The organism is Rhizobium sp. 01N424, from assembly GCF_056399485.1.
On record NZ_JBFTRK010000001.1, the window covers coordinates 406,533 to 421,026 of the forward strand.

The 14,494-nt window shown below is 62.2% G+C and carries 17 protein-coding genes and 1 pseudogene; 8 read left to right on the plus strand and 10 right to left on the minus strand.

The window, feature by feature from the left end:
- Positions 1–8: 8 nt before the first annotated feature.
- The 3 genes from AC1DNK_RS02095 to AC1DNK_RS02105 form a co-directional block, all read right to left on the minus strand.
- On the minus strand, positions 9–674 hold the full coding sequence (locus tag AC1DNK_RS02095; protein WP_477939085.1) for a S24 family peptidase: 666 nt from the start codon (positions 672–674) through the stop codon (positions 9–11).
- Between the two features lie 104 nt (positions 675–778).
- Positions 779–1,426: a response regulator gene (locus AC1DNK_RS02100; RefSeq protein WP_477939086.1), complete on the minus strand. Its 648-nt coding sequence runs from the start codon at positions 1,424–1,426 to the stop codon at positions 779–781.
- Positions 1,427–1,515: 89 nt separating this feature from the next.
- Positions 1,516–1,914 (minus strand): hypothetical protein, encoded by a 399-nt coding sequence (locus AC1DNK_RS02105; RefSeq protein WP_477939087.1) that lies wholly within the window; start codon positions 1,912–1,914, stop codon positions 1,516–1,518.
- Between the two features lie 116 nt (positions 1,915–2,030).
- Between AC1DNK_RS02105 and AC1DNK_RS02110 the strand changes: the two genes are divergently transcribed.
- Both AC1DNK_RS02110 and AC1DNK_RS02115 read left to right on the plus strand, forming a co-directional pair.
- On the plus strand, positions 2,031–2,381 hold the full coding sequence (locus AC1DNK_RS02110) for a DUF952 domain-containing protein (protein WP_477939088.1): 351 nt from the start codon (positions 2,031–2,033) through the stop codon (positions 2,379–2,381).
- Entirely contained in the window at positions 2,381–3,469 is a 1,089-nt protein-coding gene (locus AC1DNK_RS02115; protein ID WP_477939090.1) for a quinone-dependent dihydroorotate dehydrogenase, read from the plus strand. Before AC1DNK_RS02110 ends, AC1DNK_RS02115 begins: the two co-directional genes overlap by 1 nt.
- On the opposite strand, the gene AC1DNK_RS02120 is transcribed toward AC1DNK_RS02115, so the two are convergent.
- Genes AC1DNK_RS02120 through AC1DNK_RS02130 form a run of 3 tightly spaced genes read right to left on the minus strand, consistent with a single transcriptional unit; the run spans position 3,445 to position 5,588 of the window.
- Complete coding sequence (locus AC1DNK_RS02120; RefSeq protein ID WP_477939092.1) at positions 3,445–4,791, minus strand: MATE family efflux transporter; 1,347 nt, start codon at positions 4,789–4,791, stop codon at positions 3,445–3,447. The genes AC1DNK_RS02115 and AC1DNK_RS02120 overlap by 25 nt on opposite strands.
- Positions 4,792–4,821: 30 nt before the next feature.
- The gene (locus AC1DNK_RS02125; RefSeq protein ID WP_112387505.1) at positions 4,822–5,319 is read right to left on the minus strand and encodes a CAP domain-containing protein; all 498 of its coding nucleotides are present in this window, start codon (positions 5,317–5,319) and stop codon (positions 4,822–4,824) included.
- Positions 5,320–5,321: 2 nt separating this feature from the next.
- On the minus strand, positions 5,322–5,588 hold the full coding sequence (locus tag AC1DNK_RS02130) for a DUF6460 domain-containing protein (protein ID WP_112387506.1): 267 nt from the start codon (positions 5,586–5,588) through the stop codon (positions 5,322–5,324).
- Between the two features lie 142 nt (positions 5,589–5,730).
- On the opposite strand from AC1DNK_RS02130, the gene AC1DNK_RS02135 reads away from it, so the two are divergent.
- From AC1DNK_RS02135 to AC1DNK_RS02145, 3 genes are all read left to right on the plus strand, one after another.
- Positions 5,731–6,663, plus strand: a complete 933-nt coding sequence (locus AC1DNK_RS02135; protein ID WP_477939093.1) for a class I SAM-dependent DNA methyltransferase — start codon at positions 5,731–5,733, stop codon at positions 6,661–6,663.
- Between the two features lie 208 nt (positions 6,664–6,871).
- Positions 6,872–7,507, plus strand: coding sequence for a YitT family protein (locus AC1DNK_RS02140; RefSeq protein WP_112387507.1), 636 nt, complete (start codon positions 6,872–6,874; stop codon positions 7,505–7,507).
- 82 nt (positions 7,508–7,589) lie between these two features.
- Positions 7,590–7,745: a hypothetical protein gene (locus AC1DNK_RS02145; protein WP_310293121.1), complete on the plus strand. Its 156-nt coding sequence runs from the start codon at positions 7,590–7,592 to the stop codon at positions 7,743–7,745.
- 43 nt (positions 7,746–7,788) lie between these two features.
- Here AC1DNK_RS02145 and AC1DNK_RS02150 read toward each other — a convergent pair.
- The 3 genes and pseudogenes from AC1DNK_RS02150 to AC1DNK_RS02160 form a co-directional block, all read right to left on the minus strand.
- Positions 7,789–8,236 (minus strand): annotated as a pseudogene (locus tag AC1DNK_RS02150) (carboxymuconolactone decarboxylase family protein).
- A gap of 25 nt (positions 8,237–8,261) precedes the next feature.
- A complete protein-coding gene (locus AC1DNK_RS02155; RefSeq protein WP_477939095.1) occupies positions 8,262–8,762 on the minus strand; it encodes an RrF2 family transcriptional regulator in 501 nt (166 codons plus the stop codon).
- An 82-nt stretch (positions 8,763–8,844) separates the two neighbouring features.
- Complete coding sequence (locus AC1DNK_RS02160; RefSeq protein WP_477939096.1) at positions 8,845–9,777, minus strand: alpha/beta hydrolase; 933 nt, start codon at positions 9,775–9,777, stop codon at positions 8,845–8,847.
- Between the two features lie 130 nt (positions 9,778–9,907).
- On the opposite strand from AC1DNK_RS02160, the gene AC1DNK_RS02165 reads away from it, so the two are divergent.
- The 3 genes from AC1DNK_RS02165 to pdeM are packed head-to-tail and all read left to right on the plus strand — an operon-like array spanning position 9,908 to position 13,834.
- A complete protein-coding gene (locus AC1DNK_RS02165; protein WP_112538576.1) occupies positions 9,908–10,531 on the plus strand; it encodes a YitT family protein in 624 nt (207 codons plus the stop codon).
- A 44-nt stretch (positions 10,532–10,575) separates the two neighbouring features.
- On the plus strand, positions 10,576–13,086 hold the full coding sequence (locus AC1DNK_RS02170; RefSeq protein WP_477939097.1) for a ligase-associated DNA damage response DEXH box helicase: 2,511 nt from the start codon (positions 10,576–10,578) through the stop codon (positions 13,084–13,086).
- Positions 13,087–13,108: 22 nt separating this feature from the next.
- On the plus strand, positions 13,109–13,834 hold the full coding sequence (pdeM, locus tag AC1DNK_RS02175; protein ID WP_477939098.1) for a ligase-associated DNA damage response endonuclease PdeM: 726 nt from the start codon (positions 13,109–13,111) through the stop codon (positions 13,832–13,834).
- Between the two features lie 9 nt (positions 13,835–13,843).
- Here the strand turns inward: pdeM and AC1DNK_RS02180 are convergent, their stop codons facing one another.
- Positions 13,844–14,425 carry a transglycosylase SLT domain-containing protein gene (locus AC1DNK_RS02180; RefSeq protein WP_112514010.1) on the minus strand — a complete coding sequence of 194 codons (582 nt, stop codon included), beginning with the start codon at positions 14,423–14,425 and terminating at the stop codon, positions 13,844–13,846.
- Between the last annotated feature and the right edge of the window lie 69 nt (positions 14,426–14,494).

Consider the following 14,494-nt stretch of genomic DNA (forward strand, 5'->3'; position numbering starts at 1 on the left):
AGATTTTCCTATTGGCTAGCCCAGATGATGCGGGCAATCCAATCCACATCGGAGAGCTCGAATATCCGGTTCGGGTGTTCGGGGTTGAGCGACATCAGCTCGATGGAGCGCGGGCTCTGGCGCAAGAGCACTTTTGCCATCACCTCGCCCTCGCGCGTCTTGACGACGACGCGGTCGTTGCGGCGCACCTGCGCGCCGGGCTCGACGATCAGCACGTCGCCGTCGCGGTACAGCGGCATCATGCTGTCGCCCTGGACTTCGAGCGCGTAGACGCCGGCCTTTTGCGAGGGAGCGGCCGGGAATTCCACGACGTCCCAGCCTTGACCGGCCGGAAAGCCGCCATCGTCGAAAAAGCCGCCTGCACCCGCCTGCGCGAAGCCGAGAAGCGGTATCGAACTGCCCTGAGCCGGGAAAGCACCCTCCGGAATGCCGGAAAAGCCGGTGGCCGGGCGCATGAAGGTCAGGAAATGCTCCATAGTCGCGCCGGTCGCATCCAGCACCTTGGCGATGGATTCGGTCGAGGGCCAGCGCATCCTGCCGTCAGTGGAGAGACGTTTGGACTTGTTGAAGGAAGTGGGGTCGAGCCCCGCACGGCGGGCAAGACCCGAGGGCGTCAGGTCGTGCCGTTCGGCAAGCCTGTCGATCGCTCCCCAAATCTGCTCGTGTGACAGCATCGTGCATGATCCTGCGCGCTGAGCGCTACTCTCCAGTCGGCGCAAAGATTAACGCCAAGCGTGAGGAGAGTAAAGAGCAAAGAGGAATAAAATCCTGTTTTGGATCAGGCGACCATCGCCATGTTGATCTTGCCGAGCTGGATCACTGCCTGGGTACGGCTATCGACATTGAGCTTCAGCAGAATAGCCGAAACATGCGCCTTGATCGTCGCTTCGGAGACGCCGAGTTCATAGGCGATCTGCTTGTTGAGCAGGCCTTCGCCGAGCATGGTCAGAACGCGGCTCTGCTGCGGCGTCAGCGTATGCAGGCGGTGGATCAGATCGGCAACGTCAGGATCCTGTTCCTGCCCGTCGCGGTAATTTTCAGGTGTGGCGATATCGCCGGCCAGTACCGTCTGGATGCCACGGCGGATATCCTCGATGCCTGACGACTTGGAAATGAAGCCCGAAGCGCCGAGTTCCAGCGCCCGGCGGATCGTCGTCGCGTCGTCGGTGGCCGAGATGATGACGATCGGCAGGCTGGCAAATTCCGAACGCAGCGACATAAGACCGGAAAATCCGCTGACCCCCGGCATGGCCAGATCGAGCAGCATCAGGTCGGCATCGGGATGATCGCCGGCGGCAGCACGCGCCGCGCTGAAATCACCGGCCTCGATGATGGTTTGCTGCCCGTCCATGCCGGATACGGCCTGACGCAGCGCATCCCGGAAAAGCGGGTGATCGTCCGCAATGATGATCGTCTGTTCGTGCATCGATCACTCCCTCCCAAGAGCCGATCCAGTCCTCCCAAATGCGGCGGCGGGCGCCACACATGTCTCCATTCTTATATGACTATATCAAATCAGGTCTTTTGCGGAAGGGGCGCCGTCTTCTCATCCTCCTGGAATTGCTTCACGACGCCCATGAAGCTCTTCATCATCCTTTCCATGATGCTGATCGAGCGGTCGATCTCGGCATCCGAGGGAAGCGCCTTGTTGACGATGCTCTTGTTCTCGAGCGCGCCGACGCGCTCTGAGAGCCGGTCGAGTTCATCCTCGTAGGCGGCCCGCTCATCGGCGGCCATACGGCAGACAAGCGATCCCTCCTTCTCCTCGCAAAGCGACATCGCGCCGGTCTGCTTGTCGAGACGGATGAAATGGTCGCCGCTACGCTCCAGCTGGAAACGCGACGCGTCAGGTTCGGCGGCAGAAAGTGCGGCGGGGATAAGCAAGGCTGCAAGTCCGATTGCGATCGTCTTCATCAGATCATCCTCCGGATTTTCGATGCGGCTGTCGTTTTTCGCCTGCGGGCCGTGGACATCGCCGTCTCTTTGCGGCAAAGCGCTGGCAACCAGGATCAGCCATTCGTGAGGCCATCATGACCGTGACACCGGCCGTTTACAAGATCGTGACGGAAATGCTCTGGCAGCAGGCGCGGGAAGCAGGCGTCTTCCGCGGCGCCGGTATCGATCTCAACGACGGTTTCATTCACCTCTCGACCGCCGCCCAGGCACGCCAGACGGCGGCGCTCTATTTTGCAGGGCAGACGGGGCTGATGCTCGTTGCGATCGACAGTGCAAGGCTCGGCGACAAGCTGATCTTCGAAGCCTCGCGCGGCGGTGATCTCTTCCCGCATCTCTATGGCGAGCTGCCGCTTTCGGCGGTGATCTGGGAGAAGCCGCTGCTGCTCGATGAGGCAGGTAATCACATCTTTCCGGAGCTTATCTGATGATGGACCTTTTCAAGCAGGCCACCCGCAAGGGCCTCTTCCTCTTCGATCCGGAAACGGCGCATGGCATGTCGATCGCCGGGCTGAAATCCGGTCTCGTGCCGGCTTGCCGCATTCCCGCCGATCCGCGGCTCGCACAAACGGTCGCCGGCCTGACATTCGCCAATCCGCTCGGCATGGCAGCCGGTTACGATAAGAACGCCGAAGTGCCGGAAGCCCTGCTGAGGCTCGGCTTCGGCTTCACCGAAATCGGCACGGTGACGCCCAAGCCGCAATCTGGCAATCCGCGCCCGCGCATCTTCCGCCTGGTCGAAGACAATGGCGTCATCAACCGCCTCGGCTTCAACAACGAAGGCCACGAGGCGGCCTTCCAGCGCCTCTCGGGGATCCGCGGCGATGGCATCATCGGCGTCAACATCGGCGCCAACAAGGATAGCGAAGACCGGATCGGCGATTACGTCACCGGCATCCGCCGCTTCTATTCCGTCGCCCGCTATTTCACCGCGAATATCTCCTCGCCCAACACGCCAGGCCTGCGCGATCTGCAGGCGCGCGAAAGCCTTGCGGCACTTCTGTCCGCCGTGCTTGCCGCTCGCGACGAGGAAGCGAAGAAGGCTGGCCGTCGCGTGCCGGTTTTCCTGAAGATCGCGCCTGATCTGACGGAAGAGGGCATGGACGATATCGCCGCCGAAGCCCTGGCGCATGCGCTAGATGGCCTGATCGTGTCCAACACGACGCTCGCTCGCGATGGCCTGAAGGATCAGCGGCAAGCGAAGGAGGCTGGCGGCCTTTCGGGCGCACCGCTCTTTGCCAAATCGACGGTGGTTCTCGCGCGGATGCGCAAGCGCGTCGGTCCGTCCCTGCCGATCATCGGCGTCGGCGGCGTGTCCTCGGCGGAAACCGCGCTTGAGAAGATCAAGGCAGGTGCCGATCTCGTGCAGCTCTATTCCTGCATGGTCTATGAAGGCCCGGGTCTGGCTGCCGACATCATCCGCGGTCTCTCGAAGCTCGTTGACCGCGAGAAGGTCTCGTCGATCCGCGAGCTGCGCGACAGCAGGCTCGATCACTGGGCTGCCGCGAAGGTCTGATCGGCCCGCGGTTTCACAAGCATCGCCAGGAAGATGCCGCGAAACAGCAGGAAGGCGTTCATCGCGAGCCAGAGTCCGTGATTGCCGAACAGTGGTACGAAGACCGCCAGCGCCGCCAGGTATCCGGCGAAGGACATCAGCATGCGATTGCGCATGTCTGAGGACCAAGTCGCGCCGATGAAGACCCCGTCCATCAGAAACGCCAGCGCGCCGGTGAGACCTGTGATCGCCGCCCAGGGCATATAGGTGTTGGCCGCCTCGCGAACATCGGGGGAGGTGGTCAGCACCGAGATCAGCCACGGCCCGGCGGCAAAGAAGAACGCCGAAACGGCGGCCGCAAGTCCGAACGACCAGATCGCCGTCAGCTTCAGGCCGCGATCGAAGGCCGGACGGTGGGCTGCGCCGATTGCCCGGCCGGTGATCTGCTCGGCAGCATTGGCAAGGCCATCGAGATAATAGCCGGACAGTAGAAAGAAGTTCATCAGCACCGCATTGGCCGCCAGCGTCACAGCGCCGAAGCTGGTGCCGATGCGGGTCATGATGGCGAAGGAGCCGATCAGCACGAAGGTGCGGATCAGGATATCGCGGTTGAGCGCGAAGAGCTCTGCCAGCCGGTGCCGCGACAGGATTTCGGCACGTTGCGGGCGCTGACTTCCTATGAAGCTGCGCAACACGATTGCCAGACCGGCGAGCGCGCCAATCGTCTCGCCCACCATCGTGCCCCAGGCAACGCCTGCGACACCCCATTCAAGCTCCAGACCGAGATAGATGGCGAGTACGATGTTGATGCCGTTGATGAGGATTTGCAGCGAAAGCCCGATCGTGCCCTGGCCGCGTCCGAGGACGAAGCCGAGAATGGCATAGTTTGCCAGCGCGGCAGGCGCCGCCAGGATGCGGATCGAGAAATAGGTGCTGGTCGCTTGCGCCACGGCCGCTTCCGGCCCCATCAGCTTCAGTCCCGCTGCCAGAAGCAGCGGGGACAGACAGAGCAACAATACGCCGCAGCCGATCGCCGAAATCATCGCCCGCCAGAACACGCCCTGCTGCTCCCGCAGATCACGCCGACCAAGCGCCTGCGCAGTCAGGCCGGTCGTTGAGGCGCGGAGAAAGTTGAAGCTGCCGAGGAGGAGGTCGAACAGCATGGCGCCGATGGCAAGACCGGCAAGCGCGTCGGGTTGGCCCATATGGCCGACGACGCCGGTATCGACAAGGCCGAGCAACGGCGTCGTCATGAAGCCAAGGGTCATCGGGATGGCAATCGACAGCACCAGCCGGTGCGTCACGTCGAATGCCAATGGGGGGTGGTCTTCAGTCCTGCTCATGCCTGCCTCGAAACGGGAGGCAGAATCGCCTCAGTTCGAGAGCACCATGGCCCAATAGGGCCAGTTGTTGGAAGATGCATTATGCGCGACGGCAACGCCGACGCCGCTATAGCGGCCGAGCATGTTTTCCAGATGATGCGGCGAGTTGATCCACGCCTGAACGATGCCATCGACAGACTTCTGGCCGACGCCGATATTCTCGGCCGCCGGAAGCTGCACGCCGCTCGCCTTCACACGGGCGCCAAAACTGTCGGACATGCCCATGAGATGCGCCATCTTGCCGGCGCTCGCCATGCGCTTCGCCTGGAAGATCGCTGCAGCACTTGCCGCCGGGTCGATGCTGAGCGGCGGCAGGCCGTTCTTGGCACGCAGCTGGTTGACGAGCGGCAGAGCGGCCGCCGTCTCATCCTGACCGTCCGAGGGCGTCGACGACATCTTCGGTGTGGTGGTGCAGCTTGCAACGCCCGCGACAAGTGCAAGGCCTGAGAGGCGCAGCAACCCGCGCCGGGAAACGATTGTGAAGCTCATGATCAGCGGCGATAGTTGAAGAGACGGATGATGATGAAGATCGGAATGACGATCGTGGCGCCGAGCAAGAGATAATCGCCGACGCGGCCGAGGGCCGAGAAGCCGCGATACCAGATTTCCCGGATGAAATCGCGAATGCCGTAGACGATTTCATAGGGCGTCCAGCCGAAGATCGTCATCACGAAGCCGACGATCAGCGAAACCACCAAGAGCTTCACCAAAGTTCGGCCGAGCGAGTCGCCGAGAAACTTGTTCACCTGATCGGACATTCACATCTCCTGTTTGCCCTGAGATACGGTCGCGAATCATTGCTCGCAAGCCTTTTCCAGAGCTGTCCGCCCCGCCTCTGAAATAGGACTTGAGTTTTTTTGTGGCCACCGCCAAATGCGCGAGCACTCAAAAGGTCCCATTATGCAGCAGAGCCAGCTCTCTTCAGGCGACGTCATTGCCGACCGCCGCGCCGATTATGCCAAGATGCTCGATGAGGGCGGTGAGCCGGAGGCTGCGGCGGAACTCATGGAGCAGGCCCTGGAGCTGACGCCTTCCTGGGCGGCCGGCTGGTATCGGCTGGCGACCTATCGCGAAAAGGCCGGCAACGCGGCCGGCGCTGCCGATGGCTACAGGCAGACCCTCGCGCTCGACCCCGAGGATATCTTCGGCGCAGGCCTCAAGCTCGCGCTTCTCGGCGAAGCGGCCACACCGGACCAGCCGCCGAGCCGCTATGTCGAGCGTCTCTTCGACGACTATGCCGGTCGTTTCGAGACATCGCTTGTCGAAAAGCTCGACTATTCAGTCCCGCAGAAGCTGGCGGCCCTCGTGGCATCCACCGGCCGCCGCTATGCGCTGGCCGTCGATCTCGGCTGCGGCACGGGTCTCCTCGGGCCGGAGATCCGCGAAGCTGTCGATGCGCTTGAGGGCTATGATCTCTCGCAGAACATGCTGGCCAAAGCGGAAGAGAAGGGGATCTACGATCATCTCGCTCAGGCCGATCTCTCGCTCTCCCCTGAAAGATCCGGCGTCTTTTCAGGCAGAAGCGAAACCCGCGCTGACCTGATCACCGCGGCCGACGTGCTGATGTATCTCGGCAATCTCGAAAGCGTCTTCCTGATCGCGGAACGGCTTTCCGCGCCGGGCGGCGACTTCGCCTTTTCCGTCGAGGATGCAGGCGAGGGCGATGGCTTTCATCTGGCGCCTTCGCTGCGCTATGCCCACACGGAAACCTATGTCCGAGCTCTCTGCGCTCGCCATGGCTTCGACGTGCTGAAAATCGAGAAAACCACCATTCGCAAAGATGGCGGAAAACCGGTTTCCGGTATTCTGTTCCTTACGCGCCGGGGGAAGTGAGCGCATAAATCTTGCGAATTTCAAATAGGTCAGCATTGCTTACATATTTCGCTTGCTCGCAAGTGCGAAAAGCCCAATAATTCCGCCATCAGCCGACCGGCGCCGCGATCGAAAGCAGGAACGCCCCGGCTCTCTCATCATAGCAAATCCATCGCGCAGGAGTGTCTCCGGCGCTCTTGAACTCGTCTGCCGTTTGGAGATTAGCGACATGACCCAGCTCATCAGTGCCCTCGGTTTCTGGAACACCAGCGCCACGCGTCACACGGCAGTCGAAGATGTCCAGGGCATCTTCACCGGCAGCCTCGTCTCCGCGCTCGGCCTTTACGTTCTCGCCAGCGCCGGCCTTCTGACCGGCAGTACCGCGGGGATCGCCTTCCTGCTCCACTACGCGTTCGGTATCAATTTCGGCTTGGCCTTCTTCTTCCTGAATGTGCCGTTCTTCTATCTCTCCTGGAAGCGTCTCGGCATCGCCTTCACGCTGAAGACCTTCATCGCCATCGGCCTCACCTCGGCGCTGACAAGCCTGCAGCCGAAGGTCATGGCGATCGCCACGATCCAGCCCGCATGGGCGGCCCTTCTCGGCGGCCTGCTGCTCGGCTTCGGCCTTCTGGCGCTTTACCGCCACCGCGCCAGCCTCGGCGGCGTCGGCATTCTCGGTATCTATATGCAGGAGCGTTTCGGCATCCGCGCCGGTCTCGTTCAGCTCGCTATCGATATGTGCGTGCTGGCGGCGGCCTTCTTCGTCACCACGCCGCCGGTCGTCTTCTATTCGGTGCTGGGCGCGGTGGTGCTCAATCTGTTTCTGACGATCAACCATCGCGCCGATCGCTACATCGCGCTGTGAGCGCGCGTGAACAAATCGTAACTTGCCTCATCCATGCTGCAGCGCGAAAATGACCTCGCGCCGGAAATGATGAGGTGACGATATGTCAGAACTGGAAAAGCTTGTCAGACGCCGCATGAAGGAAGAATACGCGAAGGGTGCCTCAGCCGAGGAAATCTCCCAGACCCTCCGCCAGGTCTTCAACAGCGTCGATCCCTCCGCCGAACGGCCGGTCCAGACCGCACCCAAGACGAATTGATGAATGAACCCCTCTCCCCGTTTGGAGAGAGGGGCTCGTAGCCTCAGGCAGCCTTTGCCGGCTGGTCGATCGGGTGCTGTGCCCGGAAGGTTCCAGACATTGATCGCGCCGATCGCCACGGTAATCTTGGTGATTTCTTCTTCGTCGAAATGCGCCTTCAGCGCTTCGTAATCGGCATCCGGAGCGCCGGTCGAAGCGATGTTCGTGACAGCATCGACCCAGCCGAGCAGCGCACGTTCCCTGGCATCATAGACCGGCGATTCACGCCAGACGCACATAAGGTTGATCCACTGTTCCGAGAGACCGTCGTGGCGCGCTTCCTTCACATGCATGTCGACACAATAGGCGCAGCCGTTGATCTGTGAGGCGCGCAGCTTGATCAGGTGGATGAAGCGGCGCTCGAGACCTGAGGTCTGGACATACTGCTCCAATGCAGCGACGGCCTTGTAAGCATCAGGGGCAGCTTTGGCGAAATTGAAACGGGGTTGCATCGTCATTCTCCTTTGGGGGTAAGGCTCATCGAGCCGCTTTGCGTTCGTTCAAGTCCATGAAGGCGCAGCCGCGGGCGGCGATGCCTCCGTCATCATCGGCGGCAAGGTCCGCCAGAATGTCTGTGATCTTTGTCTTGGCGAGTTCGGCGCGATAGGCGCGCTCGGCTTTCAGCATCGCCGCCGTGACCTGGCACGGCTTGGTGAAATAGCGCTGCGGCAGCGGGTTCGGCCCGCGCTGGCGGATTTCGCTGCAGCGGAAGGCGGGCGCCGGGCCTTCTACCGCCAGCACGATATCAAGCAGCGAAATAGCATCGGGCTTTTTCGCCAGCCGGTACCCGCCTTTCGGCCCCGGCACGGTGCTCAGCAGCCCGGCACCCGAAAGCGCCTGCAGATGCTTCAGGAGATAGCTCGTCGAAACGCCGTGATATTCGGCGAGTGCGGCGGCCGAGAGCACGCCTTCGGCAGAAAGGCCGGCAAGCACCGCTACGCAATGAATGGCCTGCTCGACACCGTCGCTGAGTTTCATCGAAGTCGCCTCCTCAATTCATGGATAAAAAATATCCATGATTATCACGGGAGTCAAGCGTGTTGTTAAACGGGAGCAAATTTCAGCCGCGAGGCGGGATTTGCTTGTCGAGCCAGGTCGAGAAATAGCCCGGCCATGCCGCCGTATCGGTGCTCGGCACGCCCATGCCGAAGCCATGGCCGCCACTCGCCAGCCGGTGCAGCTCGACCGGCACACCTGCCTTCTCGCAGGCGGCTTGCATGATCAGCGTATTCTGCGGATCGGAAATCGGATCGTCTTGCGCCTGCACGAGGAAAACCGGCGGGCAATGGGCCTTCACATGATCTTCCACCGACCACTCCGAAGTAAGGGCTGCACCCGGATCGCTGCCGATCAGCACCTTTCGCGTCGAGGTATGATCGAAGGGCGGTTTCAGGGTGATGACGGGATAGATCAATGCCGCAAGATCCGGCCGCGCCGAAGGCCTGTCGGCCGCATCGATCGGCTCGTAGGAAGCGAAAGCCGATCGCGTTGCCGCCAGACCGAGAAGGTGGGCGCCCGCTGAAAAGCCGAGGACGCCGAGGCGGTCAGGGTTGATCTGGAAGGTTCCGGCATTCGCCCGGATCAGCCGCAGCGCCCGCTGCGCGTCCTGCAGCGGCGCCAGTGGCCCGGCCTCCCAGCCTTCGGCCGGAAGCCGGTAGGAAAGCACGAAGGCGGTGATGCCGCGGTCGTTCAGCCACTGCGCGGCCGGTAGCGCCTCGCTCTGCATCTCGATGCGCTTGTAGCCGCCGCCCGCCGCGATCAGGAAGGCCGTCCCATTGGGTGTCTCTGGCGCAAAGACATCGATCTTTGGGATGGCGATGTTGCTGACCGCCCCCTTGGAATTCTGCCGCACATCGCCGGAAGAGCCACCGCCGCCCGGAGGAGAACCCGGCCACAGCGTCAGGCTGGCGGGAGCCGCGGCTTCCGCTCTCGATATCCGGGGAAGAAGGGCGAGGGCGCCGATGGCGGTAAGGATCGAGCGGCGTGTCGGCATCTTCTGTCTCTCTTCTGTGTCAGCCGTCAGGCCGCTCCAGCAATGCGGCGAAAATGCAGATCGCTGACTGGGACATCTTGCCAAGTGGCTCCGTCAGGATAGAAAGAGCCAAACCGGGAGGGGGAAAATAATGGCATTCACAGGCGTCTTGAACTCTTCGGCAGACCGCCACTCGCTCCTTGACGATGCCCAGGGCCTGGTTGCCGGAAGCATGCTTGCGGTGCTCGGCGTCTCGCTGCTTTCAGGCGCCGGCCTTCTGACGGGCGGCACGGCCGGCATGGCCTTCCTGTTGCATTACGCCACCGGCTGGAGCTTCGGCCTCTGCTTCTTCGCCGTAAACCTGCCCTTCTATTATCTCGCCTTTCGCCGCCTCGGGCCTGCCTTCACGGTCAAGACCTTTATTGCGATCGCCATGACCTCGGCACTGTCCGAGGTTGCGCCTCGCTTCATCAGTCTTTCGCATGTCGATCCGATCGCCGGTGCCCTCTTCGGCGGCCTGGTCATCGGCGCGGGCATGCTGGCGCTCTTCCGCCATCGCGCCAGCCTGGGCGGCGTCGGCATTCTGGCGCTCTATATCCAGGATCGTTTCGGCTGGCGGGCAGGCCTCGTGCAGCTTGGCTTCGACGGCATCATTCTGGCGCTGTCCTTCTTCGTCGCCAGCCCGTTCATCATCGCCTGCTCGGTGCTTGGCGCGGTGGTCCTGAACCTCACGCTCGCCATCAATCACCGCAAGGACCGCTATATCGCGATGTGAGATCGCGCTCTTCTCTTTCGGCCTGATTTCACTACCTTTATGGCGTGGACCAAGTCGATACCGATAGCAGCCTTGCCCTGCCTGCCCCTTTTCTCCGCTGGTTTGCGGAAAAGGGCTGGCGGCCGCGCAAACATCAGCTGGAATTGCTGGCGCGCTCCGAAGCCGGCGAAAGCACGCTGCTGATCGCCCCAACGGGCGCCGGCAAGACGCTCGCCGGCTTCCTGCCGGCGCTGACCGATCTGACCCGCCGCGGCAAGATCCCGCCAGGCTCGGCCTTCACCGGCATCCATACGCTGTATGTCTCGCCGTTGAAGGCGCTCGCCGTCGATATCGAGCGCAACCTGACCAAGCCGGTCGAAGAGATGGGCCTGCCTGTCAGCATCGAAAACCGCACCGGCGACACGCCGAATGCCAAGCGCCAGCGCCAGAAGCTCAACCCGCCCGATATCCTGCTGACGACGCCGGAGCAGGTGGCGCTGCTGCTAGCCAACAAGGAAGCCGAACGCTTCTTCAAGGACCTGAAATATATCGTGCTGGACGAGTTGCACTCGCTCGTCACCTCCAAGCGCGGCCACATGCTCTCCCTCGGCATCGCCAGGCTCCGCAGGCTCGCCCCCAACCTGCAGACCATCGGTCTTTCCGCCACGGTCGCCGAGCCGATGGACCTGCAGAAATGGCTGGTGGCCCAGGAAGAGGGCGAGGAGAGACATGCCGGTCTCGTCACCGTCGAAGGCGGCGCGAAGCCGGATATCTCGATCCTGAAGACGGAGGAGCGCATTCCCTGGTCGGGTCACTCCGCGAAATATGCCATTCCGGATGTCTATAAACAGCTTCTCGATCACCAGACGACGCTGCTCTTCGTCAACACCCGCTCGCAGGCCGAAATGCTATTCCAGGAACTCTGGACGATCAACGAGGACAACCTGCCGATCGCCCTGCATCACGGTTCGCTCGATGTCAGCCAGCGGCGCAAGGTGGAAGCGGCGATGGCCGCCAATAAGCTGCGCGCCGTCGTCGCCACCTCGACGCTCGATCTCGGCATCGACTGGGGCGACGTCGATCTCGTCATCCATGTCGGTGCTCCCAAGGGCGCCTCGCGTCTCGCACAACGCATCGGCCGCGCCAACCACCGGATGGACGAACCGTCAAAGGCGATCCTCGTCCCTGCCAACCGCTTCGAGGTCATGGAGTGCCAGGCGGCGCTCGATGCGAATTACATCGGTGCGCAGGACACCCCGCCGGTTGGCCGTGGCGCGCTGGATGTGCTGGCCCAGCACGTGCTCGGCATGGCCTGCGCCGAGCCGTTCGACATGCTGCAGCTCTACGATGAGATCCGCACCGCGTCCCCCTATGCCGATCTGCCCTGGGAAACATTCGAGCAGATCGTCGATTTCGTCGCCACCGGCGGCTACGCGCTGCGCACCTATGAGCGCTACGCCCGCATCCGCAAAACCAGCGACGGTCTCTGGCGCGTCTCCAATCCGCAGGTCGCCCAGCAATACCGGCTCAATCTCGGTACCATCGTCGAGAGCCCGATGCTGAACCTGAAGATGGTCAAGCGCGGCGAGGGCGGCCGTATCGGCCGTGGCGGCGCGGTGCTCGGCAAGATGGAGGAGTATTTCTTCGAGCAGCTGTCGCCGGGCGATACCTTCATCTTCTCCGGCAAGGTGCTGCGCTTCGAAGGCATCCGCGAAAGCGAGGCGCTCGCCTCGCAGGCCTTCTCCCTCGATCCCAAGATCCCATCCTACGCTGGCGGCAAGTTCCCGCTCTCGACCTATCTGGCCGATCAGGTCCGTTCGATGATCGCCGATCCTGACCGGTGGCACCATCTGCCGGATCAAGTGCGCGACTGGCTGTCGCTGCAGAAGGACAAGTCGATGCTGCCGAAGCGCGACGAGCTGCTGATCGAAACCTTTCCGCGCGGCAGCCGCTGCTACATGGTCGCCTATCCCTTCGAAGGGCGCCTGGCGCACCAGACGCTCGGCATGCTGCTCACACGGCGGCTGGAGCGGGCAGGTGCCAAGCCGCTCGGCTTCGTCTGTACCGATTATTCGCTCGGCATCTGGGGTTTGGAGGATATGGGCCAGATGATCCAGAACGGCCGCCTAAGCCTCGCCGATCTCTTCGATGAGGACATGCTCGGTGACGATCTGGAGGAATGGCTCAACGAATCCTTTCTTTTGAAGCGCACCTTCCGCAATTGCGCCGTGATCGCAGGCTTGATCGAGCGCCGTCATCCAGGCAAGGAAAAGAGCGGCAGACAGGTCACCGTCTCCGCGGATCTGATCTATGACGTGCTGCGCAGTCACGAGCCTGATCACATCCTGCTGCAGGCGACCAGGCAGGACGCGGGCACAGGGCTTTTGGATATTTCCCGGCTTGGCGATATGCTGAGACGAATCAAGGGTCACATCACGCATCGTGCGCTGGACCATATCTCGCCGCTCGCCGTGCCCGTCATGCTCGAGATCGGCAAGGAGGCGGTGCCGGGCGAAGCCCATGATGCGCTGCTGGCCGAAGCGGCAGACGACCTCATCGCCGAGGCGATGACCTGAAGATTTAGGATAGAAGACCGCAATGAACCGCCTGGCGCTGGCGCGCGAACTCAACGGACTGGTCCCGATGCCCGGCGTGGAAACGTCGGTTGCAGGCGTTGCCGCCGTCTGCGATCCGCTGGGCGCTCTCTACCTGCCAGAATCAAGCCTGCTCGTCGTCTCCGACCTGCATCTGGAGAAGGGAGCCGCTTTCGCCCGCCGCGGCATGATGCTGCCGCCCTACGACACGCTGGCGACGCTCACCGTCCTCTCGGCCGTCATCACCCGCTATAACCCGAACATCGTCGTCTCGCTTGGCGACAATTTCCATGACCGCGTCGGCTCGCAGCACCTGCCGGAACCCTTCCGCATGCTGATCTCGGATATGGCTCGCGGCCGTGAATGGATATGGATCAACGGCAACCATGACCCCGACGGGACCGTCGATCTGCCCGGCATCTCAACCGACGAGATCCACTATGGCGGTCTTACCTTCCGGCATGAGCCGAAGGGCGGATTGCAGCAGGGCGAAATCGCCGGTCACCTGCATCCGGCCGCCACCGTCCGCCGCCGCGAAAAATCGATCCGCCGTCCCTGCTTTGCCACGGATGGTTCGCGCCTGCTGATGCCCGCCTTCGGCGTGATGAGCGGCGGCCTCGATATCGGTCACAAGGCGATGAGGGGCCTGTTCGATCACGCATCGCTGGTCGCCCATCTTCTGGGCCGCGACCGCATCTATTCCGTCAGGTTCGGAAACCTGCGCGGCTAAGCTCGCGCCTCAATCGCACCCATTCAGCTGCTGCTGATAGGTCGCGGCCATATTCGCAAACTTCTGCGCCGTCCTCTGCAGCTGGCCGTTCGAGCGCCAGTCGCCGCGCTTGTATCCGGTCGGACCGGAGTAATAGGCGAGATAGAGATTGTAGGCGTCGTTGCGCTGGATGCCGGTCGCCTGACTGTTGCTGTAGTGGTACCAGGCGATGAAATCGATCGCGTCGGCGAAGTTGGTGCGGCGGCCGGTCCAGTTACCTGTTTCGGACTGGTAATGGCTCCAGGTGCCGTCAAGCGCCTGGGAATATCCATAGGCGGTCGATTGCCGCGTCCAGGGAATGAAGCCGAAGAGTTTCGTGCGCGGCGGACGGGCGTTCGGCTGGAAGCCCGATTCCACATACATCGTCGCCATCAGGATCGGCACCGGAATGCCGTATTTCTTCTCGGCGCGCTCGGCCTCGCGCTGCCAGTTGGTGAACAGCCCATCGCGCTGGTCGAAGACCGCGCAAATATTTCGTGTCTGACGGGGCGCCGTCGCACAGCCGGCAACAAGTGCCAGCAGCACCAGGGCGAGAAGTGTACGGATACGCAAAACTGAACCTCTCGTTTCGAGAGATTACTAACTCGTAAATCTTAAAGACCGGTTTTTATTCAAAGGCGA

Coding starts and splice junctions, on each gene's coding strand:
- AC1DNK_RS02130 (WP_112387506.1), bottom strand. CDS start 5,588: ATGTCCGATCAGGTGAACAAGTTTCTCGGCGACTCGCTCGGCCGAACT.
- AC1DNK_RS02110 (WP_477939088.1), top strand. CDS start 2,031: ATGACCGTGACACCGGCCGTTTACAAGATCGTGACGGAAATGCTCTGG.
- AC1DNK_RS02135 (WP_477939093.1), top strand. CDS start 5,731: ATGCAGCAGAGCCAGCTCTCTTCAGGCGACGTCATTGCCGACCGCCGC.
- AC1DNK_RS02100 (WP_477939086.1), bottom strand. CDS start 1,426: ATGCACGAACAGACGATCATCATTGCGGACGATCACCCGCTTTTCCGG.
- AC1DNK_RS02105 (WP_477939087.1), bottom strand. CDS start 1,914: ATGAAGACGATCGCAATCGGACTTGCAGCCTTGCTTATCCCCGCCGCA.
- AC1DNK_RS02165 (WP_112538576.1), top strand. CDS start 9,908: ATGGCATTCACAGGCGTCTTGAACTCTTCGGCAGACCGCCACTCGCTC.
- AC1DNK_RS02160 (WP_477939096.1), bottom strand. CDS start 9,777: ATGCCGACACGCCGCTCGATCCTTACCGCCATCGGCGCCCTCGCCCTT.
- AC1DNK_RS02095 (WP_477939085.1), bottom strand. CDS start 674: ATGCTGTCACACGAGCAGATTTGGGGAGCGATCGACAGGCTTGCCGAA.
- AC1DNK_RS02115 (WP_477939090.1), top strand. CDS start 2,381: ATGATGGACCTTTTCAAGCAGGCCACCCGCAAGGGCCTCTTCCTCTTC.
- AC1DNK_RS02155 (WP_477939095.1), bottom strand. CDS start 8,762: ATGAAACTCAGCGACGGTGTCGAGCAGGCCATTCATTGCGTAGCGGTG.
- AC1DNK_RS02125 (WP_112387505.1), bottom strand. CDS start 5,319: ATGAGCTTCACAATCGTTTCCCGGCGCGGGTTGCTGCGCCTCTCAGGC.
- pdeM (WP_477939098.1), top strand. CDS start 13,109: ATGAACCGCCTGGCGCTGGCGCGCGAACTCAACGGACTGGTCCCGATG.
- AC1DNK_RS02145 (WP_310293121.1), top strand. CDS start 7,590: ATGTCAGAACTGGAAAAGCTTGTCAGACGCCGCATGAAGGAAGAATAC.
- AC1DNK_RS02140 (WP_112387507.1), top strand. CDS start 6,872: ATGACCCAGCTCATCAGTGCCCTCGGTTTCTGGAACACCAGCGCCACG.
- AC1DNK_RS02120 (WP_477939092.1), bottom strand. CDS start 4,791: ATGAGCAGGACTGAAGACCACCCCCCATTGGCATTCGACGTGACGCAC.